We start from the raw sequence: 26,042 nt of genomic DNA, 5'->3' as shown, positions 1-26,042 counted from the left end.
TGCTTCATTCTTCAAAAAAATATTAAAAACTCAGCAGGATTGATACGTCGTACATCAACAAATACATTGTGAAGGTGATCAAAATCCGCGTCCGTTGTTAAAAGCTGCAAACTCAAAAGGGCGGCAAGTGACGCAATCCAAAGATCATTCTTACCCATATTACGCGGAGTATTAAAATCATAAACGGTAAAGGCGGGATTTGCCTTTTGGGAAAACGCATCAATTTCTGCGTAGATATTTACATACAGTTGATTAACCTCAATAATATTAACCTCATCTAAAAAACTATCAAGTAAAGCACGCCTGTTAACACCCCAACTATTTTTAATAGCGATTGACTTAAGCTCGGCTTCCGAAACAACTGAGAGATATAATTGAGCTTCGTTTGGATTAATAAAATTTACAACGCCAGCGAAATCTTTCGCTCTTATAATATTCAAAACAATGTTAGTATCAAGTAACAAATTCATCATTTGTCCTTACTCATTTGTTTTGACAAATCATTCCATTCTTCCTCTGTAAATGGTTCGATTTTGGGCGAATTCTGAAGGGCTTTTATTAAACTCCTGGTATTTTTGTTAGATTTCAAACTAAAAGCTGTTGTCCCCCCTGCGGCTAACACCTCTTCGGGCGAATGCGTAGGATGAGTTTTAAATGAGCCGTTATTAGTAGAAATATTATGCTTCATCGCTTTTTAGCTTTTATCAAAGATAACGAATATTTTTAAACATCACATCTTCAGCACCTCATTCCAGATCCGCTCATCTACAGGCACACCTCCTGTCAAATTCTTTTCTCTTGTCTTTATAGTTCCTTCACCGGGGTAAGATATTGATGCCCCCTCATGCTCTGGCGTACTTGTTTTGGTATATTCGACAATCTCCTCAATCAGGCTTTCCGTTTGTTCGCTGCTATTGGGTTTGATACAAATAAACACCTGGGAAATACCTGATTCATGCTCACTTTTAGTTATTTCGGCTGTTGATTTACCACCGCTTAACACGGTAGCTAATACATCCAGCACCAATGACAAACCCGATCCCTTCCAAAAACCAACGGGCAGCAAACGCTGTGATTTCAATATGGCTGCGGCATCGGTACTAAGCTTTCCTTCTTCATCATAACCGCCAGGCAAAGGCAGCGCCTCATTATTATTCGATTTATATTGCTTCAATTTTCCTACCGCATATTGGGATATAGCCATATCCAAAACAACATGCCCGTTTTTACGGGGCACTGCAATAACCAGCGGATTATTACCAAGCCGCGGACTAATACCTCCCCATGGTGGAAGGTTAGCTATTGTATTTGTAAAAGAAATACTGATAAAACCGGCCTCGGCCGCCTGCCAGCCGTAAGTGCCACCACGCATCCAATGGTTAGTATTTTTTAATGCCACGCAGCCAATACCATTATCGGCAGCAAGTTCTATTGCCCTGTTCATGGCAAAACGTGCATTTAGTATGCCCGGCCCAAGGTTGCCGTCCCATTGTTCAATAGCTCCAAAACCGGTTACCTTAACAGGATCGGCCTGGATAGTAATTAATCCGTTTTTGATATAGTTTACAAAAACCGGGAAACGGTTTAAGCCATGGGTATAAACGCCATCCCGGCTATTTTCGGCAAAAACAGAGGCAATAATTTCAGCTTTGCCATCGGTAAAGCCAAGCGTCAACAGTACTCTTTTAAATTCAGCTTTAAGCTTTTGGAACGGAACACGCATCGGTTTTGAAATAAATTTAATTTATAACGTTTATTACAGTATACTGATGCAAGGTAATCAACCATATTTTATAATTTTGCCCTCAATAAATGAAAAAAGCTCCGCTGTTGTTTTTTCTGTTGCTGCTAAGCATTGCGCTGATCGTTAATTCATGCAAGAAAGATAACTTAAGCCACATACCAGGGCTGATGGCCGGAAAGTGGCAACTCGCCTCAATAACCGTTACCAATTATGTTGGCGACTCACAAGTTTCATTAGATACGTTAAATCAAACCTGTAGCATTATTCAGTATTTCACCTTCAAGGCTGATAATTCTTGCAATTACACTAATTTTCAATGTAATGCCGATTCGGCGGTAGGCCGTTGGTCGCTAACGGCAAATAAATTATTTTTAGCTTCGGATATGGTTTGCAAGGATAGCACCAAATCATCGGGCGGTACTTCAAAGCCGTTTGCAAACGCTAAAATAGTCACGTTAGGTAACTATTCGCTGGTATTGGAAACTGGGGATGTTGAACCAAACTATTCGGCAACTAAAAAAAGACGAATTATGCGATATGGCTTTATCAGACAAAGGACAACTGCAAGCCAGTAAAAAATTTAGTTTTAAATTATAAAATGGTTTTAGTATAATAGTTTCAATACCAGTTAAACATTCAGCCCGATGAAACTATTACAGTTTCATCTTCGTTGAAAAACATATTATCGATGAAAAAAAGAATTGCCATTTTCGCTTCAGGTTCCGGTTCAAACGCTCAGAAATTAATGGAGCATTTTAAACGCAATGCCGATGCTGAAGTTGTGCTGATACTCACCAACAACCCTCAAGCATACGTTTTACAGCGCGCCGATAACTTTGAAGTACCATCGCATATTTTCAGCCGCCACGAGTTTTATGAAACAGATGGTGTTATCCGCCTGCTAAAAAACCTTCAGGTAGACCTGATTGTACTGGCCGGCTTTTTATGGCTTGTACCACAATCATTACTAAAAGCATTCCCAAATAAAATCATCAACCTGCACCCTGCCCTACTCCCCAAATACGGCGGCAAAGGCATGTATGGCGATAATGTTCACCGCAAAGTTTTGGAAGATAAAGAAGAAGAAAGTGGCATCACCATCCACTTCGTAAATGAAAACTTTGACGAAGGTGAGATCATCCATCAGTCAAAATTTAAGATAGAACCCGGCGATACACTTGAAATAGTAAAATTTAAAGGCCAGCAACTGGAGCATAACCATTTCCCCAAAGTTGTAGAAGCGCTATTGAAAAAAATGAAGAGCTGATTGTTTAGTGATTAGAGATTTGAGGTCAGAGATTAGGTTTTTATTCAGTTGATTACAAGTCTTCTTTTATACATTTAACACATAGATGGGAGCTTTTACTGATTTAGAGGTTTGGAAAAAGGCCCGTTTGCTACGAAATAATATTACAGAATTAGTTAAAGCGTTCCCTGCCGAGGAAAAATATCGTTTAACTGATCAAATTATCCGCTCATCTCGTTCTATTGGTAACAACATAGCCGAAGGCCATGGCAGATTTCATTATTTAGATGCCTCAAAATTTTTGGTAAATGCCCGTGGCTCTGCCGCCGAAACCATCGATCATTTAATCATCGCCTTTGATAATAACCTGATAGATCAGCAAACAATGGATAATCTCAGGCAAGATTGCGAGGAATGTATGCGAATGATCAATGGCTATATTTCTTATCTAAAGAAGCAAGTAGAGAATTAAGACTACTTAAATTCGCACTTTTTAAGTAGTGTATTTCCAAAACTCTAACCTCCAATAGCTTCCAAAAACATTGATTAAAAAAAACTAATCTCTAACCTCAAATCTCTAATCACTAATCACTACCTTTGCGGCTCAAAAAACAGCGTGTACATGAGCCAGTCAGTTCAAATAAAAAATGCTTTAATTTCTGTTTATTACAAAGACAATTTAGAGCCCATCATTCATGAATTAAACCGCCTTGGTGTAAATATCTATTCAACCGGTGGTACCGAAACTTTTATCCGCAATTTAGGTGTAAACGTGATCCCGGTTGAGGACCTTACTTCATATCCTTCAATCCTGGGTGGTCGTGTTAAAACCCTGCATCCTAAGGTTTTCGGTGGTATTTTAACCCGCAGAGATTTTGATGGCGATAAACAGCAAATAGCACAATACGAAATTCCTGAAATTGATTTGGTGATTGTTGATCTGTACCCGTTTGAAGAAACCGTAGCATCAGGTGCCAGCGCCGAAGATATTATCGAAAAGATCGATATCGGTGGTATTTCTTTGATCCGCGCAGCTGCAAAAAACTTTAAAGATGTAGTGATCGTAGCGTCAAAAGATGACTACGCCGGTCTGGAAAATATCCTGAAAACGCAGGATGGCGCTACCACAATTGATCAGCGCCGTTCATTTGCTCAGAAAGCATTCAACATATCGTCAAACTACGATACACATATTTTCAACTATTTTAACGAGGCTGAGCCACTTCCGGTATTTAAACAAAGTATCCAAACCAGCCAGGTTTTACGTTACGGTGAAAACCCACACCAAAAAGGCACTTTTTACGGTAACCTTGATGCCATGTTCAACAAATTGAACGGCAAGGAACTTTCATACAATAACCTTGTTGACGTTGATGCTGCCGTTGCTATCATTGACGAGTTTACCGAGCCTACTGTAGCCATCCTTAAACATACTAACGCCTGCGGCGTAGCTTCACGTTCATCTATCAAACAAGCATGGATAGATGCTTTGGCTTGCGATCCGGTATCTGCTTTTGGTGGTGTAATTATTGCCAATGCCGAGATCGACGTGGAAACCGCCACTGAGATCGACAAATTATTTTATGAGGTCCTGATCGCACCGGCTTTCTCTGACGAAGCTGTAAAGATCCTTTCAGGTAAAAAGAACCGTATCCTGTTGGTTCGCCAGCCGGTTGAGCTTCCCGTTAAACACTTCAAAACTTTATTGAATGGTGTAATTGAGCAAGATAAAGACGCGGTTATTGAAGGTCCGGCCCAAATGACAACTGTTACTGAAAAAGCCCCTACCGAAGCTGAGTTGAAAGACTTATACTTCGCTAACAAAATTGTAAAACATACCAAATCAAACACCATTGTGTTTGCTAAAAATAACCAGCTAATGGCAAGTGGCGTGGGCCAGACCTCAAGGGTTGACGCGCTTAAACAAGCCGTGATCAAAGCACAAAGCTTTGGCTTCGACCTGAACGGCGCGGTAATGGCATCTGATGCTTTCTTCCCGTTCCCGGATTGTGCCGAATTAGCTGCCGAAGCAGGTATCACTGCCATTTTACAACCAGGCGGATCAATTAATGACAAGCTTTCGGTTGCGATGTGCAATGAAAAAGGGCTGGCTATGGTTACTACCGGTGTTCGTCACTTTAAACACTAAAATTAATGGTTGATTGGGTTGATTAGGTGAGTAGTTTATTAGGTTAAAAACGTTTGATTTAAGAGTAGGGATTGATTTGGTGAAAAGGAAAAATGTTTTTAACCTGTTTTAACTTAATTTACCTGTAAATCCAGTCAACCATTTAATAAATAAGCTCTATCAACCCAACCCCAACACAATAAATGTGATTTTTTAACGCTTAAGTTTGCAAAATGCTAAACTATTTAAGCGTATTTTTATAAACTTTGCATAACATACTGAAAGAAATACCAGATGGGTTTATTTAACTTTTTTACACAAGAAATTGCTATCGATTTAGGTACAGCAAATACCCTCATTATACATAACGATAAAGTTGTTGTTGACGAACCCTCAATCGTGGCGTTCGACAGAACAACCAACAAAGTGATTGCCATAGGCAGGCAGGCCATGCAGATGGAAGGTAAAACGCACGATAATATTCGTACCGTGCGCCCACTAAAAGACGGTGTAATTGCCGACTTTAACGCTGCCGAGCACATGATACGCGGGATGATCAAAATGATTAACCAGGGCAAGGGATGGTTTTTCCCATCACTGCGTATGGTGATCTGTATCCCCTCAGGTATTACCGAGGTAGAGAAACGTGCCGTGCGCGACTCGGCCGAGATTGCCGGCGCTAAAGAGGTTTACCTTATCCACGAACCAATGGCTGCGGCTGTAGGTATTGGTATCGACGTAGAAGAGCCTATGGGTAACATGATTATTGATATTGGTGGTGGTACTACCGAGATTGCCGTTATCGCGTTATCGGGTATCGTGTGCGACCAGTCGATCCGTGTTGCAGGTGATAATTTTGATTCGGACATTGTTCAATATATCCGTCGTCAGCACAACATCATGATTGGTGACCGTACTGCCGAAAAAATTAAAATTGAGGTTGGCGCCGCCCTTCCTGAATTGAGCGAGCCGCCGGGCGACTTTGCCGTTCAGGGCCGCGACCTGATGACCGGTGTACCAAAACAAATCATGGTATCATACACCGAGATTGCACATTGTTTAGATAAATCAATCTCAAAGATTGAGGAAGCGATATTAAAAGCATTGGAGATCACTCCACCCGAGCTTTCGGCCGATATTTACCAAACCGGGATTTACTTAACCGGTGGTGGCGCGTTATTGCGTGGCCTGGATAAACGTGTGGCTGCCAAAACCAAACTTCCGGTTCACGTTGCCGAAGATCCTCTTCGCGCCGTAGTACGCGGAACCGGCACTGCCCTTAAAAACATTGGCAATTTTAAATTTTTAATGCAGTAACTGAGTTAGTGATTAGAGGTTAGGGATTAGAGATTAGTTTTTATTACAATACTTATCTCCGATTCCTAATTTCTAATTTTGCTATAGACAACTAATCTCTGATCTCCAATTAACTAATCTCCAACAATGCGTAACCTTTGGATATTTATAACTAAGTATAACGCGTTTTTTTTATTCCTGATTTTTGAGATTAGCTCGCTGCTTATTTATATCAAATACAACTCGTTTCAGAAAGCATCTTTTATTAATTCAACCAGCCAGGTAACCGGTACGCTGTACGGCCAGGTTGATGCATTAAAAGGATACCTGTCGTTAAAAGAAACCAATGATAGCCTTGCCCGCGAAAACGCAAAACTTCGCGGCCAGCTTAAAGCTTCCTTTTATGTTGATAGTGTTGATAAGCGTAAGGTTAATGACACCGTTTACAAGCAACAGTATAGCTATATTGTAGCCAAGGTTATCAACAACTCGTTCAACAAGCGGAGCAACTACATTACTATCGACAGGGGCAGTAGGGATGGGATACAAAAAGATATGGGTGTAATAACCGGCGCGGGCGTAGTGGGCCAGGTTATCCAGGTAACCGATCATTTGGCTATCGTTCAATCGGTGTTACACAAAAACACCCGGTTTAGCGCTATGCTTGCCGGCACTAAAGATATTGGCTCATTTGTTTGGGGTAACGACCTTGACCCGCACAAAGGGTTACTAATTGATATTCAAAATAACGCGCAACCTAAAGTAGGCGACTCGGTGGTTACATCAGGTTATTCGCTTTTCCCTACAGGTATACCGTTTGGTAAAATAACTAACCTGCATGCAAAAGGCGGTGGTTTACTTATTAACGTTGAGGTAGCCTTAGCTGTCGATTTTACAAAGCTTCAATACGTTTACGTGGTAAATAACAAGTTTGCCGGTGAACAAACGGGACTGGAGGCCGTACAAAACAAAAATGAGTAGGACTATCCTTATTAACCTCCTTAGGTTTATCGTATTGGTTTTTATACAGGTTTTCCTGTTAAAAAACATTACGTTCTATAATCTCGCGACTCCGTATTTCTATATACTATTCATTTTGTTGCTTCCCTTTGAAGTACCTAATGTATTGCTGTTTGTACTATCATTTGTTTTAGGCCTCACTATTGATGCCTTTTACGATACGCCGGGGCTGCACGCTTCGGCCTGTGTAGTGCTCGCTTTAGTGCGCGTGCTGTTCATCAGCATAACAGTGCAAAAGGATGGCTTTGATAACGAACCTGAACCTACATTGAGTATCATGGGCTTCAGGTGGTTCTTTACCTACGCTTTGATACTCACTTTATTCCACCACTTTTTCCTGCTTAATTTAGAGGTTTTTAGTTTTTCTGAAATACAATACACACTAAGCCGTGTTGTTTTAAGTTCATTGTTTACAGTATTTTTAATACTAATTTCGGGCCTGCTATTTTTCAGAAGGAAAGAACGTAAATGAATAAGTTTTTTGAACGCCGCTACGTTGTTACCGGTATCTTTATAGCTATTATTTTAGCCCTTTTAGGGAGACTCTATTATATCCAGATAGTTGACGACCGCTATACCATATACGCAAACAGCAATGTAAGGCGCACCACTATCCTTTATCCGGCACGCGGCCCCATACTTGACCGTAACGGCAAGATCCTGGTACAAAACGAACCTATTTACGATGTGATGGTTAACCCCAAAGAGGTTAAACCATTTGATACCCTCCTGCTTTGCAAAATGATCGGTATAGATAAGGAGGGTTTTGATAAGCGCTTTACAAAAGCGCAAAGGCAATCGCCAACCAAAGCATCGATATTCGAAAAACAATTATCTGTAGAATTATATGCAGCCCTGCAGGAAAAGCTATTTGAGTTTCCGGGCTTTTCTATTGTGCCCCGTACTATACGTACTTATCCAGATTCTGTAGCTGCCCAGTTTTTGGGCTTTATCGGCGAGGTTACCGACAGGGACATCAAACGCTCTAATGGGTACTATCGCCTCGGTGATTATATCGGAGTTACCGGTGTTGAAAAAGCTTATGAAAACGTACTTCGCGGTCAGCGTGGCGTGCAGATCCAAATGGTTGATTCGCATGGTGTATTTAAGGGTTCATTTGCCAATGGCGCACTTGATACCGTGCCCCGTTCGGGCGAGCGCCTTACCTCGTCTCTGGATATCGACCTGCAACGCCTTGGCGAAAAGCTGATGCAGAATAAGCTGGGCAGTATTGTAGCTATTGAACCTTCATCGGGCGAGATATTATGCTATGTAAGTAGCCCTACTTATGATCCCAACCTGATGGTAGGCCGTGAGCGTGGTAATAACCTTGCAAAAATGTATAACGACCCGTATAAGCCGTTTTTCATCAGGCCTATACAGGCGCAATATCCTCCTGGTTCGTCATTTAAACCATTAAGCGCACTTATCGCTTTACAGGAAGGCATCATCAGTCCGAGCGAAACTTTTTACTGTACCGGTAATTACAGGGTGGGAAACCGTATTGTACACTGTAACCACGGCGAAGCACACGGAACGGTAAATATGGCTAAAGCGGTAGCCGAGTCATGTAACGGCTATTTCACGATGGTATTTCAGCGCATTGTTGACCGGTACGGCGTAAAAAACACAACGGCCAATTTTACAGCATGGCGAAATAATGTAATGAAATTTGGCCTGGGCGCAAGGCTTGATCTGGATATGCCGGCAGAAAGCCGTGGCAACGTACCAACGCCGTTGCACTATGATAACACTTACCATAAAGGCGCCTGGCGTTCAAGCACCATTGCCGCTTTAGCTATAGGCCAGGGCGAGTTATTAGCTACCCCCTTACAGTTAGCTAACCTGGAGTGTACCATCGCTAACCGTGGTTTCTTTTATAAACCGCACCTCGTTAAGGCTATCGGCACCCAAAACGTGATCAAGAAAGAGTACATACAAAAAAACTACGTAGGCATTGATTCGGGATATTTTGAACCGGTAATTAATGGGATGGAGGCCGTAGTTGAAAGTGGTACAGCCCGCAGGTCAAAAATTCCGGATGTTATCATGTGCGGTAAAACCGGTACTGCACAAAACCCCCATGGCGAAGATCACTCGGTATTTGTTGCCTTTGCTCCGCGCGATAATCCTAAAATAGCGATAGCCGTTGTAGTCGAGAACTCGGGCGAAGGAGCGCATTGGGCTGCCCCTATTGCCAGCTTTATAGTTGAAAAATATTTAAAAGGCAAAATTACCCCACGCGAATCTGGGTTTACAGTTGACTACTTTGCTAATGCCAACCGCCTGCCCGATCTTAGTCTTTATGCGCAAGATCTGCAAAAAGAGCGCAGGCGTGACAGTATCAGGGCAGCCAGGATCGATTCGATAAAAAGGTTTAAAGCTGACTCCATTAAAAAATTTAAAGCCGATTCGATAAAAAAGGAACGACAAGAAGCAGCTTATAACAATAAGCCAACAAACTGGATTAAATCATTAACAGGTGGAAGGAGCAAGTCATGAGTACTCAGCAACGTAGTTTCTTCTTTAACGTAGATTGGCTTACAGTTTTCCTGTACCTGATATTGTGTACAATTGGCTGGTTTAATATCCACGCTGCGGTTTATGATCCCAATCACCAAAGTATTGTTGACGTTTCAACTAATTACGGGAAGCAATTCATCTTTATTTGTGTATCTGCAGTTGTAGGTATCGTTATCCTGTTGCTCGAAAGCCGGTTTATCGCGGCGCTTGCCCCCGCGTTTTACGTGGTCATAGTCTTACTGCTGATCCTTGTGCTCATTATAGGGCGAAACGTAGGTGGTAACCAGGCCTGGATAAACCTGGGCGGCGGTTTCAGGTTGCAACCCTCGGAGTTTGCCAAGTTTGCCACTTGTTTGCTGCTGGCGCGATATTTAAGCGGCACAAACATCCGCGTTACCGAACCCAAATCGTTTTTAATGGCCGCTGCCATTATCGGGTTCCCGATGTTGCTGATCATGTTACAGCCAGATACCGGCTCAACACTGGTATTTTGCTCATTGATATTCGTGTTATATCGGGAAGGGTTATCGCCTTATTTCCTGATCATAGCAGGTTTATTTATTACCCTGTTTGTTACATCCCTGTTGTACAATCCGCTTTATATTATCCTGATACTGGTTGCAATAACCGCGTTCATCATCTTTTTATTTAAACGGAACAGGCAACTGATTAAAACTATGCTTATTGGCCTGGCCATTTGCATAGCGTTTATTTTCAGCGTGAAATTTATTTATACCCACGTTTTAAAGAAACACCAAACCGAGCGTATCAACATTTTGCTGGGTATCACTACCGATTTAAGAGGCAAAGGTTACAACGTAAATCAATCGAAAATTGCAATTGGATCTGGTAAACTTTGGGGTAAAGGTTATTTGCACGGCACCCAAACGCAGTATTCATTTGTACCCGAACAAAGCACCGACTTTATATTTTGTACCGTTGGTGAAGAGTGGGGATTTGCAGGTTCGTTGACGGTGATAAGCCTGTTCATGTTCCTGATACTGCGCGTTATTCTGATAGCCGAGCGGCAACGATCACCCTTTACGCGTGTTTACGGTTACGGTGTAGCTTCAGTATTGTTTTTCCACGTAGTGATCAATATCGGTATGACTATCGGTGTAGTGCCGGTAATTGGCATTCCGCTGCCATTTATCAGCTACGGAGGTTCGTCACTAATAAGCTTTACCATGCTCCTGTTCACGCTCATTAAGCTCGACTCAAACAGGAAATCGAACGTTTAGCTTTTTGTCCGCAAGTCGGGAAAATCCGTAAGTCAGAAAGAGAGAATCCCTGCAACCAAACAATTGTGGCTATGAACTATCAACTATGTACTCAATGGCTAGGCAGTTGGGTACCTTCTTCTCAGCAAGGCATAAAACTTATCGGCTGTTGAAGCTTTACTTTCCCAGTTGTTCTTAACCACGTAGTTGGTTTTCAGGAAGCGTTCGGCCTCTTCAAAAGTGTTGAAGCGGTTTACAATCTCGATAGCTTCACTGTATGCCAGGCTGTAACCGTTAAACAAATCTTTTATATAAAGCAGCTTATCATTCAGGTTAATGGCCGATTTCAGATCTGTAACCGGTAACTCAGTTGTGGTACTTGTCGCCGCGGCGTTGGCTTTCTCGGCTTTTTGGGCCATGATCCTTTGATTAAAGGTTAACACCTGCTGACTGTTATCGGGTGCCGTAGCAGTAACAGGTTCGGCAACGGGCGTCACAGGCTCAACTACGGGCAAAGGTTTTGGTTGTTCGGCTATAGGTGCAATTTCAACAGGCTTTTCGGGAAGCTGACTGATCAACTCTTCCTGTTCAAAGCGGTCGGCTTCATCATCCCAGGTATCAGCCTCGTTTAAATTAAGTTCAAAGCTGTTTCCTTCCGGGATCTCCTGCTGAAACGAGTAACTATCGGTATTTTTTTCCGCGGTTAGATCTATCTGTGGTTCGGGAGCTTCCGTTATTTCCGGTTCCGGTGTAATCACTTCTATTTTTACCGGGTTGTTAAACGGCGCCGGGGCAACCGGTTCAACATTACTGGTAAGTTCAATTTTATCTACCGGAACAGGGATATGCTGCTGAACAACCGGCTCAAAAAAGCGCTGCTCATACAGTGCATCCTGTTTTGCAGGTGGTGTTAAAGGGGCTGGGGCCGGAGGAGCTACCGGGGTTATGGGTTTAGACTGCTCTGCTACCGGCTGAGATTTTTCTGCTGATGGTACAGGAGCTGCCGCGCGCTCGTTAATACGGCGCAAAATTTCGGCATGGTCTTTTAAAAAATGGGCGTTGGCTACAAAAAGCTCTAATTCAAGTTCGTTTAGTTCGCTGGGATCAGCAGAAAGGTAGTCGTATTGATCATTAAGCTCTTTTAAAATCCCACCTATCTTTTTAAATACATCCATTTGCTTCATGGCCTCAATGTTAGGAAAATGCTTATCAAAAGTAGGATTAAATTCTGATATTTGCCGACTATTAAAGTCATAAATGGTATATCACGAAGAGGTTTTCAGGCGTAAAAGCGAGTTAGGCGGCAGTATTGAGGTTATCTGCGGATCAATGTTTTCGGGCAAAACCGAAGAGCTGATCAGGAGGCTAAACCGTGCCCGCATAGCCAAGCTTAAGGTCGAGATCTTTAGCCCTAAAGCCGATACCCGTTACGACGAAGAGGCCATTGTTTCGCACAATGCCAGCAAAATTACCTCTACCCCGGTTGATAGCGCATCTGCTATTTTACTGCTGGCCAGCGATGCCCACGTGATAGGCGTTGATGAAGCGCAGTTTTTTGACGATGAACTTCCCGAAGTATGTACCATACTGGCCAATCGTGGTGTACGTGTGATTGTGGCCGGTCTTGATATGGATTTTAAAGGGCGCCCGTTTGGCTCAATGCCAACCATCATGGCCATTGCCGAATCGGTAACCAAGCTGCAGGCCGTTTGCGTAAGATGCGGTAATCCTGCGCAATACTCGTACCGTTTGGTGCACGATAATTCAAAAATATTATTGGGCGAAAAAGAAAGCTACGAACCGCGTTGCCGCGCTTGTTATAATACAGTTGCCGGTTAACATTTCATTAAATAATATATTTTTTATTTAATACTACAACTAAAACAAATTCAGGGTATTTGTTTGTTATATAGTTAAACAAGACTGGTTCAAACACCGGTATTTTAATTAAATAGCAATCAAAACTTATGGCCAAAAAGGTTTTAGTTATAGAGGACGATAAAGATATCCGCGATACCGTAGTATATGTATTGGAGGAAGAAGGCTACGAAGTAATACACTCTGATAATGCCCGTATCCTGCGGACCCTCGCCTCTATCAACCCCGACCTGATACTGCTTGATAACTGGCTCACCGACTGGACAAGTGATGCCAATGGCCAACAACTAAGCAAAGGAATTAAAGATGATCCTGCTACCAGCCATATTCCTGTAGTGATTATTTCGGCGGTTAGTAATATTAAGGAAATTGCCAAAGCCGGGAATGCCGATGGCTACCTTGCCAAACCCTTCGACCTTACAGCACTTTCAGAGATCGTAAAAAAACACATCACAAAGTAAGCAATCCTTATCAGTATAAATAAAACGGCCATCCATGAATTTGAAGGGCCGTTTTGTTAAGACCTCACCTAAATCCTCTCCAAAGGAGAGGACTTGAATAACTATACTAAGCCCCTCTTCTTTGGAGAGGATTTAGGTGAGGTCAAATCTTCACACCAAAACCAATATTAAATGTCCGTCCATCGGCAGGTAAAATGCCAGGGCCGGGGTACATGTTAATACGGCGGGTAAAGTACTTAGCGTTAAAAATATTGTTCACGTTAGCTGTAAGGTGATAGTTTTTCAGGAAGCTATAATTGAAAGCCCAGTCAAACAAATGGTACGACGGCACAATACCGGTAGCACCGGTAGCATTGAATGTAGTGTTATTGGCATCGCTAAAACTTTTGCCTACATAGCTGTATTGCAGGGTACTGCTTACATGGCCGCTTAAAAAGGTTAATCCGGCACGGTCATTCCAATCAGGAGTACCTTCCAGGTGATTTCCAACCAAACTTACGTTTTTACCATTTTGGTTGATAGAGCCACTGGTGTAACGACCATGGGTATACGATAGCGAGTTAAACAAACGCAGATCACTTCCTGCCGATTGATCAAACGAGCGGATCAATGAAACCTCGGTAAATGCCTCGATACCTTTGGCTACGCCGTTACCAATATTGGTCATGTAAAGATGGGTTACATTATTGGCATCGGTTTGCGTTAAGGTACCTGCCCTTTTGCCATAGTAAACATAAAACGCGTCTACGTCAAAACTAAATACAGTGCTGATATGGCCGCGATAACCCAGATCGGCATCGTAACCCTTGCTGTCCTTAATATTAGGATCGATAATGGTCAGCTGATCTGCCGGGGTAACGGCTGCATAAATATACGGGCGGTAAGCCTGCGAAATGTTACCATAAAACTGGCTTCCGTTATTCAACTGGTATTGTAGCCCCGTTCCAAACAGCGGGAAGTTACGTTTATCCTTATAGCTAACCGGTACGGTGCGGTTTACAATAACCCCTGTGTTTGTGGTATTGATCTGCTCAAACCTAACGCCCGGTGTAACTGTAAATGCTTTGGTAACCTGGAACATGTTTTCGGCAAAAGCGGCATAGTTTAACGTGTGCAGCCTTAAGTCGATACCGTAGTCCTTAACCAGGCTCAGATCAAAATCAGAACCTACCGTACCCGTTCCTTTTTGTTTACGCTTGGTGGTTTCCTCAAAATACCTCACCCCTGCAGTAAATGAACTTTTAAGATCGCCCAGTTTGTAGTTATGCAGTAAACGGGCCTCTGTAGTAAAACCCGCGTAATAGTCACGATCTACCTGGCGCGGGTTAAATGTTTTTAAGCTTGTATTAACTGTGTCCGGGATGTTGGCCGTATTAATAAACTGCACGCTGTTACGCTGCCCAAACAATACATGCGTGGTAACTTCCAGCCGGGTATCTTTATCAAACTGGTAGTTGAACAGCAATGCCGGGATATTAATTTCCGGGTTAAAAAAGTTACGGGCACGGGTTGACTGGCGATTATTGGCATCAAATTGTGCATCGGTTAAACCGCCTGCTATCTGCTGCCTGTAATCCGACCGTGAAAACTGGAAAGCGATGCTTCCTTTATCGTTAAACTGGTATTTGATGTTGGCATAGTAAGCGCGCGAATTAAAAGCGGCATCTGGCCTCCAGCCATCGCCGGTACGGGCGCTGTAAAAAGCATAATAGCTCACTTTGCCCACCTTGCCGCCAATGGCATTGTAGGAGTTGAAAAACCTATTTGAACCGGCCGATTGCTCACTTTCAAAACCAAACACTTTGGTGCTGTCGCCTTCCTTAAGTTTAAAGTTAACCATGCCGCCAAACTGACTGCCAAATTGTAAAGCGGCCGAACCACGGACGATCTGAATTTCACTCACAGCCTGAAACGGCACATTGTAATGATTTTCGGGATAGCCAAACATATCCGAGTTGGTGTTATAGCCATTTTGCCTGATATTGGTTTCTATCGACCTGTGGGTGTCAGTACCACGGGTACCTATATTGAGCTGTAAGCCTGCACCATCCATTTCCCAAACGTTAACACCCGGCACTTTCGCAAAAGTCATTCGGGCATTGTTATTGGCTAAATTGGCTTTTCCGGCATCAAGGAAAATATCGAAAGTTCTTTTTCCGGCAAAAATATTGGTGCCGGATACATTAGGTAAGTGTTTGGGCCTGCTTTCTTTAATGATAACACTATCCAGTTGCAAGGTATCTTTAACACTTTTGTTTTGTGCATGGGCAAAGCCGGCGCAACCTAAAAATAGCGCGGCTAATGAAGTTTTATAAAGAATATTCATTTATTCAAATTGAAAAATATTAGGGGTATACTGTTCAGCTGCAGCAATGATAGCCAGGCATGGGCATAGTAAATTGCATAGCATATTATGCCATTCATCATGGGTGAGCAGAACAGATTAATTATCAGCTATAAATTGAGGCAAGTGCCATTTCCGGAGGCTGACCACCAACGGATACAAAGGCATCGGGAATGCTGATATAAACAAATGTGCCGGGGGCCTGAACAGGTTCGGCAGGTTTTATAAAAGAATACGAAATTTCGGGACAATTATATTTTGCATCACTGCCAAGTTTCTTTTCTGACGATTCGTGATTGCGCTTGCTGATAGGTGTAGAATTAAGCTTTTTAGCACAGATCACGTTCTCGTTCAGCAATTTTGTTGTTTCATAGTTGGGGATGCATTGCACATAAACTGTATCACGGGTAACCCTAAGTTTTACGTAATTGTATGCAACACCATCTAACTGGAGCTGGCCGGCAATGTTTACATAATCTTCCCAATCATGTATAAAAGGCAAATTCTGTTTGATCTTAATTTCGATCAGATCGCGTTTATTGTATTTGCCTTTAGCGATTTGCCTGGCTATTATGCCGTTTGATTTATTGGCAAAATATTGATTGAGTGCCATATACCCAACTAAGTTGAGCATATGAGTAATTAGCATTACTATGGCGAAGGTCTTTTTCAATCAATAATCGTTCTAAACAATAGCAATGCTACACAAAATTTTATCGATAAAATAATTTATATGTTAAAAATATTAAACCCGGATAATTAATTTTGGATAAATTCTGGATAAACACATTATTGAGGAAACTAAACTGTGCCAATATAACATTCTCGCTCATTTTCAACACACTTTGTACACAATCGTGTATACAAACATATGTTGATGAGACATGTATGCTATAGTTTTATAACTGTCACGAAAATGACTTTCAAAAACGCATAAAAATTTACAAAAGAAGGTAACTTATATATTACAATTACAATTTTTACGTAGATGTAACAAAATCGGTACGCGTTTTGAATTGCGTATTGTAGATTTATTTAATAATGCCCTGATGATAAAATGAGATAAACAAATGGTTATTTCAGGAGTCACATTATAGAATGAATATTGTATAAACTTGTTATTTAACCATAACAAGAAATAACTTTAGCACAATTAGCATTTGCTCAAATTACCCTAAAAGCCGGATAACCGGTCAGTTATTTCCTATCAATATCCATTCCTCTGTTTTATCGGTCATACAACCCTATAAACAAAACCTGCAACGCGGCAGTGGCATTATTATTTAACTATGACTGATAGACAATTAATGAATAAAAAAACACCCCGTATGGTACCCCCTTACCCAGCACAATGGGCGTCTGATAAATTAACAGTTTTTTTTACAGAACACCTGAACAGGATTTATTGTGCCAAAGCACACCTGGCCGAACGACTTTTGGAAATTGCAGATACCGATAGCTTTAAGGATCTTGATACTCCGATAAAAGAAACCCTCGGCGAAACCGAAAAACAAATTGCGCGTATAGATGGCGTTTACGCGCAGCTTCAAAAACGTTATTCATTTGAAAATTGCAGCGGTCTCATCTCTTTGCTCGAAGATGAATTTACAGCTATACACCAGCATAACGACGATGAAGTGTTGCGCGACATGTGCATTCTTTCGTACCTGGAATATGTTTCAGGTGTCGAAAAAAACTCAATGCAGGTATTGCAATTAACAGCTATTGAAAAAAACAACGAGCCAATGATCCGGTTTTTGGATGAGCATTTAAACAACTCGAAAACCAGGCACAAGCTTTATGATTTTTTATTGGCAAAATATGATAATAACCGGCAGGCGGCAATCAGCTTGTAAAACTGTTTTGCTTTAACAATATATCGGCACGTAAACCGCTTTCGCTCATCGTTTTTAAAAACATGTAGTTAATATGTTTATAAACCCGTTCGGGCGGATGTTTGATAAGGTGTTGGTTTCTTAATAAAAAAGCAAACATATATACCCTTGACAGCTTATACTCCATTTCATTAATAATGAGGTTTGCCCATTCTTCCAGTGTATCATCGGTTAATGAAAGTTGCTTGTAATTAAAATCAACGATGATCTTAATACAATTGAATGATGTGATCATAAGCGGGGTAAAAGCCCCATCGGCATGTCTGTAAGCGTCATCCAATTCAAAATAAAGCTCCATGGCCCTGTTTGTCTGCCCAAGGGCAAGATATTCTTCAGTTTTTATTCGTTTTAAAAAAAAGCAGTATACACAAACGCTGTTGCTGACAGGACGGTAGTATTTTTCAAGCATTGCAATAAAACGTAGCGTTTTTAACGGCTTATTGCAAATTCTCAAAGTATGTGCTGCTAACAAAAGTACCAGGTCATTTGAGCCTGACTGTTCCAGGTGCAGCGGGGGTTGAAAATAAAACCTCGTGAGTTCTTTAAAAAATTCCTTATTAACAATACCATACTTAAGAAACTGATATATGGTATTGATACATTTTAAAGGATTAACCGAAAACTCATAATAACTCACAGCGCCAAAGCCGCTCATTATTTTAAGATACTCTTCCAGTTTGTTCATTTCAAGCCCTATTACACTTATTGCAGCAAGGCCGGTATACACCAGGATCTTCTTTTTGTCCGAAAGCTCAAACTTGAGCAGCGTGTGCAGCGTTTTGGCATAATCGTTATGAATAAACTCCAGGCCAAATAAATAATCAAACAGTTCATCGCTGCAATCCTGCTTAAAATATTGTACAAGCGTTTCGGTATCTTTTAAGGTACTTAATTCTTTTTCCAATAAATCTCCCAGGAAAATGATCAGATCTGATTTTTCGCTTGTGGTAAGGCGGGTTTGTGATAAAAGCTGAAAGCTTTCCTGCTGCCCGCTTTTAATAGCATAAATGATGCTCCATTTTAATATGGATAACTTACGTTCGCCCGTGAAATATTTATTAATAATATTTATCAGGTCGATATTAAAAAGGTTATCATTATTATGAAGGAGATACCTGCTTATCGAAAACTCAAAAAAATGATCGTTGCTAAACTCTATAGAAGCACGGTACTCAAAATCGCTGCTGGTATTTAGCTCACGGATAAAACCAATGCTTAACAATTCAAGATAGGCATGGTTGTATTGCTTTATAACATTGATAAGCCCAAGTTTACTGGCCTCAAATACACCATTTTCAAAATCCATCTGCTCAACTATAGCCTGGATCAGGTAAATTTTATCGGCCGAATACTGGCCCATGTAAACTTTGTTTAAAACAAAGTTTGAGATAAGTTCATAAACACTCACGTGATCAACGTCATTGAGCGAAAAGTTTTTCTTATGCTGCTTATAGTAGAACTGAAAATATAACGGGTGATTAAAATTCTCGACTACATTTATCGCTATGAAGCTTTTTATGGCCGGATTAATTTTAATACAAAGCTCTTTTATTTCCTGGATGCTAAACAGCGGTACATTTGACGGTTGATTGTGCGAACTGAAAAAACCTTCAAACCATGGGCTCTGCCCCATCTCAATCAAATGCTTATAGTTCATCCATGTTGATGAACGCATGGTTAAAACCAGCTTAAACCATTCATGCGACTGATAAAAGGAAAAAATATCAACCAACTGGTTTATAACCAATTGAAACTGATCGTTCTTAAACATGTGCTCGTCAACGCCATCAACGATCAGGAAAAACCGCCCTTCCTTACGTTGCTTTACATCAAGCAGGGCCACAATATCCTCTTCGGTTGAATAGCCAAGCAGGCCCAGCATCCAATCGTTTAAATCGCGGCCACTTAAAAAAACGTTCATTAAAGCACTGCTGCTAAAAAACAATACAATGTCGTTACCTATTTGGTGAATTTTTTCATCAACCCAATGGCAAAGCGCAACTGTTTTACCATACCCGGCAGGAGCCGCAATCACGGTTGCAGTATAATTTCCCTGCAAAAAGGCGGCAAAATGATCATCAATAAACTGGCGCCTGATAGTTTGCGGATAAGGTATCCCCGTTTTATTTTTAATTGCCTGCAGTGTAAAGGAAGTTATTTTACCCGCGTTGGCTTTTAACAGGTCCCAATCAACAGTAGTACCGCTTTGTTTTATGGATTCGGCCTCCTGTTTTCTGCAAAAATCATCCCAACCCTCATAGTCGCAGTAGCGCGATAAGGTATTGAGGGTAAACATGGAAGGATTGAATTTACTATACGCAAAACCATAGATCCGCTTCAGCGTTGTTTCGCTAACCCGTTGTTTGGTTTTTTCGAGAATTAAAGCTTCCAGCATCTTACAATCGGCCGGAGCTATATTTGATAACCCCGCAATAGCAAGAACAGAATTTTTTAAGTTCTCTGAATAATGTTTTGAAAAACTCGTCATAATTGGCGTTTCAACTCAGCAAAACTTATTATCGTTAAGGGGGTACACCAATAATACGCTGAATAATATTTATTGTTTTATATACTTTACCTATACAGGCTTGCTTATAATTAACAAAATAATTATGCTTAAATATAGTTATTGGCAGGCCAAACTACCAAGATGAATGAAATGAATAAAATATTAAGGGTTGATGTAGAATAGAAAACCCTTGCAAACGCCTGCCTTACAATTGTTTTAAATATGTTGGCATTAGGGTATGTAGTTTATAGTAAGTATGCTCATGGCAAATTGTTTTAATTAATTTGATTGAATAAGCAAGATGCTTTTTTTATTTTTATTTGGATTTATTCTAAATAAGACATTCCTTTGTTGCTGCTAATACATCACAGCAATCTGCTCATTCATGAAAAAAGCCCTTTACCTGTTAATGTTGCTAAGTACGGTTCAGATAAGCGTTAAAGCACAAGCACAATCAAAATTAGACCAGGACCGTGCTGCCATCCGCGCGCTTGGTGGCTTTTATAAAGTTACGTTTGATTATGCCGAGACCTTTTCTCCGGATACCGCATATCGCAATCATCCGCAATACCACTCATGGGGCTACGAATGGGCCGCTGTTGAAGAAGATTCTCCCAAAAAAATAGTTATACAGCATTTATTGGTGGTTGGTGATTCTACAGTAATAAAACACTGGCGTGAAGACTGGGTGTACGAGGAGCCCACCCTGCTTAACTTCGATCAAAGCAGCACCTGGAAAAAAGGCACAATAAAGCCTGCCGAAGCAAAAGGCCGCTGGGTGCAAAAGGTTTTCCAGGTTGATGATAGTCCGCGTTACGAAAGTATTGGCACCTGGGTACATGCTGATGGAAAACACTTTTGGCAAAGCGAATGCGATTCGCCTCTGCCCCGCCGCGAGTTTACCAAGCGCAGCGATTACAATGTATTGCGACGCGGTAACCGCATCTGCCTAACTCCAAACGGATGGATGTTTGAGCAGGACAATCAAAAGATAATCCGATCGGCAGGTAACGATAAACTTCTTGTGCGCGAAAAAGGCTATGAAGAATTTACCAAAACTGATGAAGCCAAATTTGCCTTTGCAAAGGGCTGGTGGCAAAAACAACAGCCTTACTGGACGGCAGTACGCCAGGTATGGGACGAGGTTTATGCACAAAACACCACTGTTAAACTAAAAGGAAAAGTAGACGGCAAACTGCTTTACGAACGCCTCTTTGACCTTGCTGATCAATCGGCAAAAGAAAAATGGGATGTGCAAAAAAGTAAAACAGAAGCCCGCAAGCTTATCAACAATTATTTGATTACGAATGCTTAAAATATAAAGTCCTGTTCTGCACTTAAGTAGTTTTCATCAAACACTTAACCGGCAGAGCAGGCACCAATTCAAATTAAATTACCGGAATTTATGTGCGATGCTAAAATACTCAGCCAAAAGGGAACATCGGTAGTAAGCCGCTGCTCCGAATGCCAATGCATATTTATATGGCACCATAACCTGATCCTTAGCTTTACACCGGAGCAATTCATCCAGTTTAAAAATTTCACTATCGATCTTGAATTCAGCGACCATTCCTTTCCTTTTCCTGATGGACAGGAGCGCGTAGTAATGCGTACGCCGGTTAATGATATACAGCTTACTTTTACCGTTGATGAATGGGAAGATTTTCATGCCTCGATGGATGAAGCCATTTATATGCAGGAAATTTACGCGATGGTAGAAGGCGGCAAGTAAGCGCTGGAATTACAGCAATCTTAAATTAAGATCATTAGCCATAACATAAATGTATCCTCTGGCTAAAGATTACGTTAACATACTTAATACAACAGCTACCCGGCAAAATGAAAGATATACCTGTACACCAGTTACATGAACGAACAAACTCGGGATTTGAGATCAAGCACTTTGAAAGTGGTGAAGAAGATTTGAAAAAGCCACCTATGGGCGCACATCGCGATGATCATTACCTGTTTTTCCTGGTTGAAAACGGCGCAGCGTCATTAATGATTGATTTTAACGAGATCCATTTTTGCGAAAACACCCTTTACTATATTTTGCCGGGGCAAGTACATCACAGGATAAATAACGAAATTGCCAGCGGCTGGTATGTAGCTATCGACACACAACACATTCCGTCCGACTTCCGTAATATTTTTGAGAACCAGCTTTTTTTGCAACAGCCTTATCAACTTAACGATAATGAATTGAAGCAATACCAGCAGATCCTTTGTCTGTTGCGCGAAAAAAATGCCGAGGATAGCGACAACGCTTTCTTTTTGCCGGTTTTACAATCGCTCATACAATCCTTTACCGGTATGGCGGCGGCTACTTTTAGCAATGTATATACGCCCGAAAAGCAACTCTCCCGTCCCGCGCAAATTTCGCATCAGTTTAAAAAGCTTTTGCTTAGAAACGTTCGTACTGTTAAAGGCCCATCGGCATATGCAGGCATGCTCAACGTGTCGGAATCATACCTTAACGAAGTATTAAAGAAAACAACCGGTTTCCCGGTAAGTTACTGGATAACCCAGGAAGTAATGCTGGAAGCAAAAAGGCTATTGTATTACAGCGGGCTCAACGTAAAGGAAATTGCGCATACGCTGGGTTATGATGATCATACTTATTTTTCGAGACTGTTTAAAAAATCGGCATGCATTACTCCGCTTGAATTTAGAGACAAACACCGCAAATAATCCAACCTTTACCCCGAAATTACTATTTCATCAGGCTAAATTTCCATGTTTCTTTGTATTATCAAAATACAACACACATGGAAACATCCACTCTACATAAATTAAAAAGAAGGGCAAGCAGCTTGTTTGAAAACCAGCTTTTACAAAGTGGTCGGGTGCTTGAAGTAAGGCACTGGGAACCATCAACCATGATTGAGATCGACCTGCATTTGCCCCTGGCCGATATGCAAAACTGGCACGAGGTTCCTTATATAAAAGTAAAAGTTGCCGACCTCACCTACCGTGATTATACCCCAGCCGGCTGGGATGCCGAAACCAATACCTGCACCCTTTATATTGATGCGGCGCACAACGGCCCGGGTAGTAAATGGGCTAAGCAATTACAAACCGGCGATACCATTCACTATTTCAAAATCCGTTCAACCAGGCATGCCCCCGCAAGTACCCCGGCCATTATTGGGCTTGGTGATGAAAGCAGCATGGGTCACCTGCTGGCCTTACAGCAAATGGTATTACCCGCAACCCGTTTTTCGGGGGCAATAGTTATGGCCGATGAAAATCACCGGGGTTTATTTGGCGAATATTTTAAATCGCCGTTAAAACCTATTGAACGCAATGATGTGTACGGGCATCACAGCCTTATTCAATGGGTAATTGAACAGCAATACAATCTTGAACATTCGGTATTTTATCTTGCCGGTAACCATACCATGGTGGGTGAACTGCGCAAGCTACTGAAACTGCAGGGCTATCCCTCAAGCCAGATCAGGGCGCAAGGATTTTGGTCATAAAAGCTTCTTTTATAGCCGCTATCCCATATTGATCATGCGTTCACCGACATTTTGTGCCGTTTCACCTAAAATATCTGTTTAATAAAAAGCCGGGGGCACATATTTGCGGCAAATAACATTATCATGAAAACATTTTACAATCCACTTATAGCTGTTATAGTCATCTTGCAGGAGCACAGCATCATGGTTATCCAGGCATTAACTAACCTGGTTAATTGATATATCAGCTACCTATGAAAACACAAAAGCCGCTTTATTAATTGTAAAGCGGCTTTTGTGTTTGGTAAACATTACCTTACGGCTGCAGCCAAACCAATTTAACTCCTTTATTTCCGTGTTGGTTCTCAAGCTTTAGTGTTACATAAACATTGTTTTTCCGATCATAGTCGGATACGGAGAATAACGCGAGATCATGATCACGCTTACCTGCGGGATTGCCAAACACGTAATCACGTTTTAAAATAGGATCGGCGCCTTTAAGCGGATAGTAAAAACCGTCGCAATTGCTAACCCCTTTAACAGTCACCAGGCTACCTTTTTCCAGGGCATCGTTATTTCTTTCGGTATCATTAAACAAAACAAAACTTTTAGGCCCTGCACTCAAAAATGCAAATGGTTTAAATTGATTTCCATCTCCCAATACCTGCAATGTCCCCTCACGCTCCCATTGATAAAAAGGATTTAGATACCAATTTGGCAACTCTTGATCCTTGCGTATAAGGTAGTCATTGATAAACTCACCCGTTTTGCTGTAATTTACTATGGCCAAATCGCCCAAAGTTGTTTTAGCATACCTGCCTTGTAACAGCGTCTTCATTTCTTCAGATACCATACTAAATGTGCCGTCATCATTTAAATACAGGTTTTGCGGCAAGCCACTGAATCCTTTTTTTGAATACTGATTGAGCCGGTCGGAAGGCGAAACGACATTAACCCTGTTTATTTTTTTTGCATAAGGGTCAACAAAAGCCATAATGGGGATATAACCGTTGTCTCTGCTTTTCTCTTTTACCAGTGTTAACAAGATTAATGATTTCATGACCGGGTTATAGCGAACAATTCCCTGGTAAACTATAAGATCTTTTGAAAAATCGAGCTCAGTAAAGCTTACAGATTTTTCTCCCTTATCTAAATTTGCCAAAATAAGCGACCTATCTTTAGCTGTAGCCCCCCGGGTATTGTAACCATAAATCAACAGGCTCACTTTCTCGGTGCCAATAACAGCCATGTCCACACAGCGCAGGTATTTATATTTTTCTTCCGGAGATGAATAAAAAGCCCGGTTAATCTCTTTGTTATCACTGCCGTAAGCAATAATCTCAATCCGTTTACTTTGTTCGGATTCAAACCGGTTAAATATTACAACAGCATAATTGTCGCTGTTGGGGTCTTTCTGTACATAAAAGTCAGGAGCCGTCAAACCACCATATATAACATCAGATTCGCCGAAAAAAACACCTCTTTTACTTACCTCTGCTATTTTTTTGTCGTCCTTTACATTGCCGGTTTTACCATCAATTACAATACGGTACAACATAGGTGTACGGGAATCAATTACATTGATCATCATAACAACATCACCGGCCAGTTCAAAAACCGCAATAACGCCTGCATTAATACTGCCGAATGATGCATCAACATGAGTTATGGCCGTTTCCTGATGTGCTGCATTATATATCCGGATGTTCATTCCTTTTTTATGATCAATAAGAATAAACATGGTATAGCCATTTTTGAGCTGAAGTATTTTGGCTCTCCCGGCCTCTGGCTCTTCGAAGGCCGGGCTTTCGGCAAGAAATTTAAATTGTGCTTTTACAATGATGCCGCACAATAGCATTAACACGACCAACAAGGCAGTCTTTTTCATTTAGTGATAATTAATTAGGTGATAATTGTGTACTTATTTAGAATAAAAGTAACAAAATCATTGATCTATAAAAATGGGCATCAGGCAAAATATTTCAACCCAATTGCCAACATTGCCCTTTTTCATTCCGGGAAGTTTTACCGACAGCAGCAATTTTTTACCGGCATTTCTCCGATGTTTTACCCCTGTTTACCGATAAGCGCGCTTGCTTCGCCTAATAAACCTAACGGCAGGGTGCCTTTTATGCGCAATTTTGGGTCACTAAACAACAACAAATAAATGCCATGAAAACTCTACTTGCAATTCAATTGATCCATTTAGTTATGAAAGCCGCGGAACATGCCGTAGCTATCGCCCACTCAATCGGTCATTTAATAAAATAATGTCCCGGCACCCCGAGGGATGGTTATTTCATCTTTGTTAAATCAA

At 41.3% G+C, this 26,042-nt stretch carries 24 protein-coding genes; 16 read left to right on the top strand and 8 right to left on the bottom strand.

Annotated features, from left to right (window positions below; translation table 11 throughout):
- Window positions 1-11: 11 nt before the first annotated feature.
- The 3 genes from DEO27_RS30405 to yiaK are packed head-to-tail and all read right to left on the bottom strand — an operon-like array spanning window position 12 to window position 1,723.
- On the bottom strand, window positions 12-473 hold the full coding sequence (locus tag DEO27_RS30405) for a type II toxin-antitoxin system VapC family toxin (protein ID WP_223818087.1): 462 nt from the start codon (window positions 471-473) through the stop codon (window positions 12-14).
- Window positions 470-688, bottom strand: coding sequence for a hypothetical protein (locus DEO27_RS30400; protein WP_112575853.1), 219 nt, complete (start codon window positions 686-688; stop codon window positions 470-472). The genes DEO27_RS30405 and DEO27_RS30400 overlap by 4 nt, the downstream gene beginning before the upstream one ends.
- Before the next feature lie 42 nt (window positions 689-730).
- A complete protein-coding gene (gene yiaK / locus DEO27_RS30395; RefSeq protein ID WP_112575852.1) occupies window positions 731-1,723 on the bottom strand; it encodes a 3-dehydro-L-gulonate 2-dehydrogenase in 993 nt (330 codons plus the stop codon).
- An 89-nt stretch (window positions 1,724-1,812) separates the two neighbouring features.
- On the opposite strand from yiaK, the gene DEO27_RS30390 reads away from it, so the two are divergent.
- From DEO27_RS30390 to rodA, 9 genes are all read left to right on the top strand, one after another.
- Window positions 1,813-2,319, top strand: a complete 507-nt coding sequence (locus tag DEO27_RS30390; protein WP_112575851.1) for a lipocalin family protein — start codon at window positions 1,813-1,815, stop codon at window positions 2,317-2,319.
- 113 nt (window positions 2,320-2,432) lie between these two features.
- Window positions 2,433-3,011 (top strand): phosphoribosylglycinamide formyltransferase, encoded by a 579-nt coding sequence (gene purN, locus DEO27_RS30385; protein ID WP_112575850.1) that lies wholly within the window; start codon window positions 2,433-2,435, stop codon window positions 3,009-3,011.
- Between the two features lie 85 nt (window positions 3,012-3,096).
- A complete protein-coding gene (locus DEO27_RS30380) occupies window positions 3,097-3,462 on the top strand; it encodes a four helix bundle protein (RefSeq protein ID WP_112575849.1) in 366 nt (121 codons plus the stop codon).
- 150 nt (window positions 3,463-3,612) lie between these two features.
- Window positions 3,613-5,139: a bifunctional phosphoribosylaminoimidazolecarboxamide formyltransferase/IMP cyclohydrolase gene (purH, locus tag DEO27_RS30375; protein ID WP_112575848.1), complete on the top strand. Its 1,527-nt coding sequence runs from the start codon at window positions 3,613-3,615 to the stop codon at window positions 5,137-5,139.
- A gap of 273 nt (window positions 5,140-5,412) precedes the next feature.
- On the top strand, window positions 5,413-6,435 hold the full coding sequence (locus DEO27_RS30370; RefSeq protein ID WP_090528947.1) for a rod shape-determining protein: 1,023 nt from the start codon (window positions 5,413-5,415) through the stop codon (window positions 6,433-6,435).
- Between the two features lie 126 nt (window positions 6,436-6,561).
- Window positions 6,562-7,395, top strand: a complete 834-nt coding sequence (gene mreC / locus DEO27_RS30365; RefSeq protein ID WP_112575847.1) for a rod shape-determining protein MreC — start codon at window positions 6,562-6,564, stop codon at window positions 7,393-7,395.
- Window positions 7,388-7,906, top strand: coding sequence for a rod shape-determining protein MreD (locus tag DEO27_RS30360; RefSeq protein ID WP_112575846.1), 519 nt, complete (start codon window positions 7,388-7,390; stop codon window positions 7,904-7,906). Before mreC ends, DEO27_RS30360 begins: the two co-directional genes overlap by 8 nt.
- Window positions 7,903-9,936, top strand: a complete 2,034-nt coding sequence (mrdA, locus tag DEO27_RS30355) for a penicillin-binding protein 2 (RefSeq protein WP_112575845.1) — start codon at window positions 7,903-7,905, stop codon at window positions 9,934-9,936. Before DEO27_RS30360 ends, mrdA begins: the two co-directional genes overlap by 4 nt.
- On the top strand, window positions 9,933-11,198 hold the full coding sequence (gene rodA / locus DEO27_RS30350; RefSeq protein ID WP_112575844.1) for a rod shape-determining protein RodA: 1,266 nt from the start codon (window positions 9,933-9,935) through the stop codon (window positions 11,196-11,198). The genes mrdA and rodA overlap by 4 nt, the downstream gene beginning before the upstream one ends.
- 98 nt (window positions 11,199-11,296) lie before the next feature.
- Here rodA and DEO27_RS30345 read toward each other — a convergent pair whose 3' ends face one another.
- Window positions 11,297-12,361 carry a hypothetical protein gene (locus DEO27_RS30345; protein ID WP_112575843.1) on the bottom strand — a complete coding sequence of 355 codons (1,065 nt, stop codon included), beginning with the start codon at window positions 12,359-12,361 and terminating at the stop codon, window positions 11,297-11,299.
- A 73-nt stretch (window positions 12,362-12,434) separates the two neighbouring features.
- Here DEO27_RS30345 and DEO27_RS30340 point away from each other — a divergent pair, with 73 nt between their 5' ends.
- Window positions 12,435-13,016, top strand: a complete 582-nt coding sequence (locus tag DEO27_RS30340; RefSeq protein WP_112575842.1) for a thymidine kinase — start codon at window positions 12,435-12,437, stop codon at window positions 13,014-13,016.
- Between the two features lie 128 nt (window positions 13,017-13,144).
- Window positions 13,145-13,516, top strand: coding sequence for a response regulator (locus DEO27_RS30335; RefSeq protein WP_112575841.1), 372 nt, complete (start codon window positions 13,145-13,147; stop codon window positions 13,514-13,516).
- 142 nt (window positions 13,517-13,658) lie between these two features.
- Here the strand turns inward: DEO27_RS30335 and DEO27_RS30330 are convergent, their stop codons facing one another.
- Both DEO27_RS30330 and DEO27_RS30325 read right to left on the bottom strand, forming a co-directional pair.
- Window positions 13,659-15,842: a TonB-dependent receptor family protein gene (locus tag DEO27_RS30330; protein WP_112575840.1), complete on the bottom strand. Its 2,184-nt coding sequence runs from the start codon at window positions 15,840-15,842 to the stop codon at window positions 13,659-13,661.
- A 124-nt stretch (window positions 15,843-15,966) separates the two neighbouring features.
- Entirely contained in the window at window positions 15,967-16,473 is a 507-nt protein-coding gene (locus tag DEO27_RS30325) for a hypothetical protein (protein ID WP_112575839.1), read from the bottom strand.
- Window positions 16,474-17,188: 715 nt separating this feature from the next.
- Between DEO27_RS30325 and DEO27_RS30320 the strand changes: the two genes are divergently transcribed.
- Entirely contained in the window at window positions 17,189-17,716 is a 528-nt protein-coding gene (locus DEO27_RS30320) for a DUF892 family protein (RefSeq protein ID WP_190295280.1), read from the top strand.
- On the opposite strand, the gene DEO27_RS30315 is transcribed toward DEO27_RS30320, so the two are convergent.
- Window positions 17,706-20,243, bottom strand: a complete 2,538-nt coding sequence (locus tag DEO27_RS30315) for a hypothetical protein (RefSeq protein WP_112575837.1) — start codon at window positions 20,241-20,243, stop codon at window positions 17,706-17,708. The two genes, DEO27_RS30320 and DEO27_RS30315, sit on opposite strands and share 11 nt — an antisense overlap.
- Before the next feature lie 406 nt (window positions 20,244-20,649).
- Here DEO27_RS30315 and DEO27_RS30310 point away from each other — a divergent pair, with 406 nt between their 5' ends.
- The 4 genes from DEO27_RS30310 (at window position 20,650) to DEO27_RS30295 (ending at window position 23,746) form a co-directional block, all read left to right on the top strand.
- Complete coding sequence (locus DEO27_RS30310) at window positions 20,650-21,579, top strand: DUF6607 family protein (RefSeq protein ID WP_112575836.1); 930 nt, start codon at window positions 20,650-20,652, stop codon at window positions 21,577-21,579.
- 90 nt (window positions 21,580-21,669) lie between these two features.
- Window positions 21,670-21,996, top strand: a complete 327-nt coding sequence (locus tag DEO27_RS30305) for a DUF6686 family protein (RefSeq protein ID WP_112575835.1) — start codon at window positions 21,670-21,672, stop codon at window positions 21,994-21,996.
- A 107-nt stretch (window positions 21,997-22,103) separates the two neighbouring features.
- Window positions 22,104-22,955, top strand: a complete 852-nt coding sequence (locus DEO27_RS30300) for a helix-turn-helix domain-containing protein (RefSeq protein ID WP_112575834.1) — start codon at window positions 22,104-22,106, stop codon at window positions 22,953-22,955.
- A gap of 77 nt (window positions 22,956-23,032) precedes the next feature.
- A complete protein-coding gene (locus DEO27_RS30295) occupies window positions 23,033-23,746 on the top strand; it encodes a siderophore-interacting protein (protein WP_112575833.1) in 714 nt (237 codons plus the stop codon).
- A gap of 295 nt (window positions 23,747-24,041) precedes the next feature.
- On the opposite strand, the gene DEO27_RS30290 is transcribed toward DEO27_RS30295, so the two are convergent.
- Window positions 24,042-25,613 carry a hypothetical protein gene (locus tag DEO27_RS30290; protein ID WP_112575832.1) on the bottom strand — a complete coding sequence of 524 codons (1,572 nt, stop codon included), beginning with the start codon at window positions 25,611-25,613 and terminating at the stop codon, window positions 24,042-24,044.
- Window positions 25,614-26,042: the final 429 nt, after the last annotated feature.

Source organism: Mucilaginibacter rubeus, from assembly GCF_003286415.2.
Classification (GTDB): domain Bacteria; phylum Bacteroidota; class Bacteroidia; order Sphingobacteriales; family Sphingobacteriaceae; genus Mucilaginibacter; species Mucilaginibacter rubeus_A.
The sequence above is the reverse complement of the archived record's forward strand: the minus strand, read 5'-3'. Positions and strand labels throughout refer to the sequence as shown.

Coding starts and splice junctions, on each gene's coding strand:
- DEO27_RS30405 (WP_223818087.1), bottom strand. CDS start 473: ATGATGAATTTGTTACTTGATACTAACATTGTTTTGAATATTATAAGA.
- DEO27_RS30400 (WP_112575853.1), bottom strand. CDS start 688: ATGAAGCATAATATTTCTACTAATAACGGCTCATTTAAAACTCATCCT.
- yiaK (WP_112575852.1), bottom strand. CDS start 1,723: ATGCGTGTTCCGTTCCAAAAGCTTAAAGCTGAATTTAAAAGAGTACTG.
- DEO27_RS30390 (WP_112575851.1), top strand. CDS start 1,813: ATGAAAAAAGCTCCGCTGTTGTTTTTTCTGTTGCTGCTAAGCATTGCG.
- purN (WP_112575850.1), top strand. CDS start 2,433: ATGAAAAAAAGAATTGCCATTTTCGCTTCAGGTTCCGGTTCAAACGCT.
- DEO27_RS30380 (WP_112575849.1), top strand. CDS start 3,097: ATGGGAGCTTTTACTGATTTAGAGGTTTGGAAAAAGGCCCGTTTGCTA.
- purH (WP_112575848.1), top strand. CDS start 3,613: ATGAGCCAGTCAGTTCAAATAAAAAATGCTTTAATTTCTGTTTATTAC.
- DEO27_RS30370 (WP_090528947.1), top strand. CDS start 5,413: ATGGGTTTATTTAACTTTTTTACACAAGAAATTGCTATCGATTTAGGT.
- mreC (WP_112575847.1), top strand. CDS start 6,562: ATGCGTAACCTTTGGATATTTATAACTAAGTATAACGCGTTTTTTTTA.
- DEO27_RS30360 (WP_112575846.1), top strand. CDS start 7,388: ATGAGTAGGACTATCCTTATTAACCTCCTTAGGTTTATCGTATTGGTT.
- mrdA (WP_112575845.1), top strand. CDS start 7,903: ATGAATAAGTTTTTTGAACGCCGCTACGTTGTTACCGGTATCTTTATA.
- rodA (WP_112575844.1), top strand. CDS start 9,933: ATGAGTACTCAGCAACGTAGTTTCTTCTTTAACGTAGATTGGCTTACA.
- DEO27_RS30345 (WP_112575843.1), bottom strand. CDS start 12,361: ATGAAGCAAATGGATGTATTTAAAAAGATAGGTGGGATTTTAAAAGAG.
- DEO27_RS30340 (WP_112575842.1), top strand. CDS start 12,435: ATGGTATATCACGAAGAGGTTTTCAGGCGTAAAAGCGAGTTAGGCGGC.
- DEO27_RS30335 (WP_112575841.1), top strand. CDS start 13,145: ATGGCCAAAAAGGTTTTAGTTATAGAGGACGATAAAGATATCCGCGAT.
- DEO27_RS30330 (WP_112575840.1), bottom strand. CDS start 15,842: ATGAATATTCTTTATAAAACTTCATTAGCCGCGCTATTTTTAGGTTGC.
- DEO27_RS30325 (WP_112575839.1), bottom strand. CDS start 16,473: ATGGCACTCAATCAATATTTTGCCAATAAATCAAACGGCATAATAGCC.
- DEO27_RS30320 (WP_190295280.1), top strand. CDS start 17,189: ATGGTACCCCCTTACCCAGCACAATGGGCGTCTGATAAATTAACAGTT.
- DEO27_RS30315 (WP_112575837.1), bottom strand. CDS start 20,243: ATGACGAGTTTTTCAAAACATTATTCAGAGAACTTAAAAAATTCTGTT.
- DEO27_RS30310 (WP_112575836.1), top strand. CDS start 20,650: ATGAAAAAAGCCCTTTACCTGTTAATGTTGCTAAGTACGGTTCAGATA.
- DEO27_RS30305 (WP_112575835.1), top strand. CDS start 21,670: ATGTGCGATGCTAAAATACTCAGCCAAAAGGGAACATCGGTAGTAAGC.
- DEO27_RS30300 (WP_112575834.1), top strand. CDS start 22,104: ATGAAAGATATACCTGTACACCAGTTACATGAACGAACAAACTCGGGA.
- DEO27_RS30295 (WP_112575833.1), top strand. CDS start 23,033: ATGGAAACATCCACTCTACATAAATTAAAAAGAAGGGCAAGCAGCTTG.
- DEO27_RS30290 (WP_112575832.1), bottom strand. CDS start 25,613: ATGAAAAAGACTGCCTTGTTGGTCGTGTTAATGCTATTGTGCGGCATC.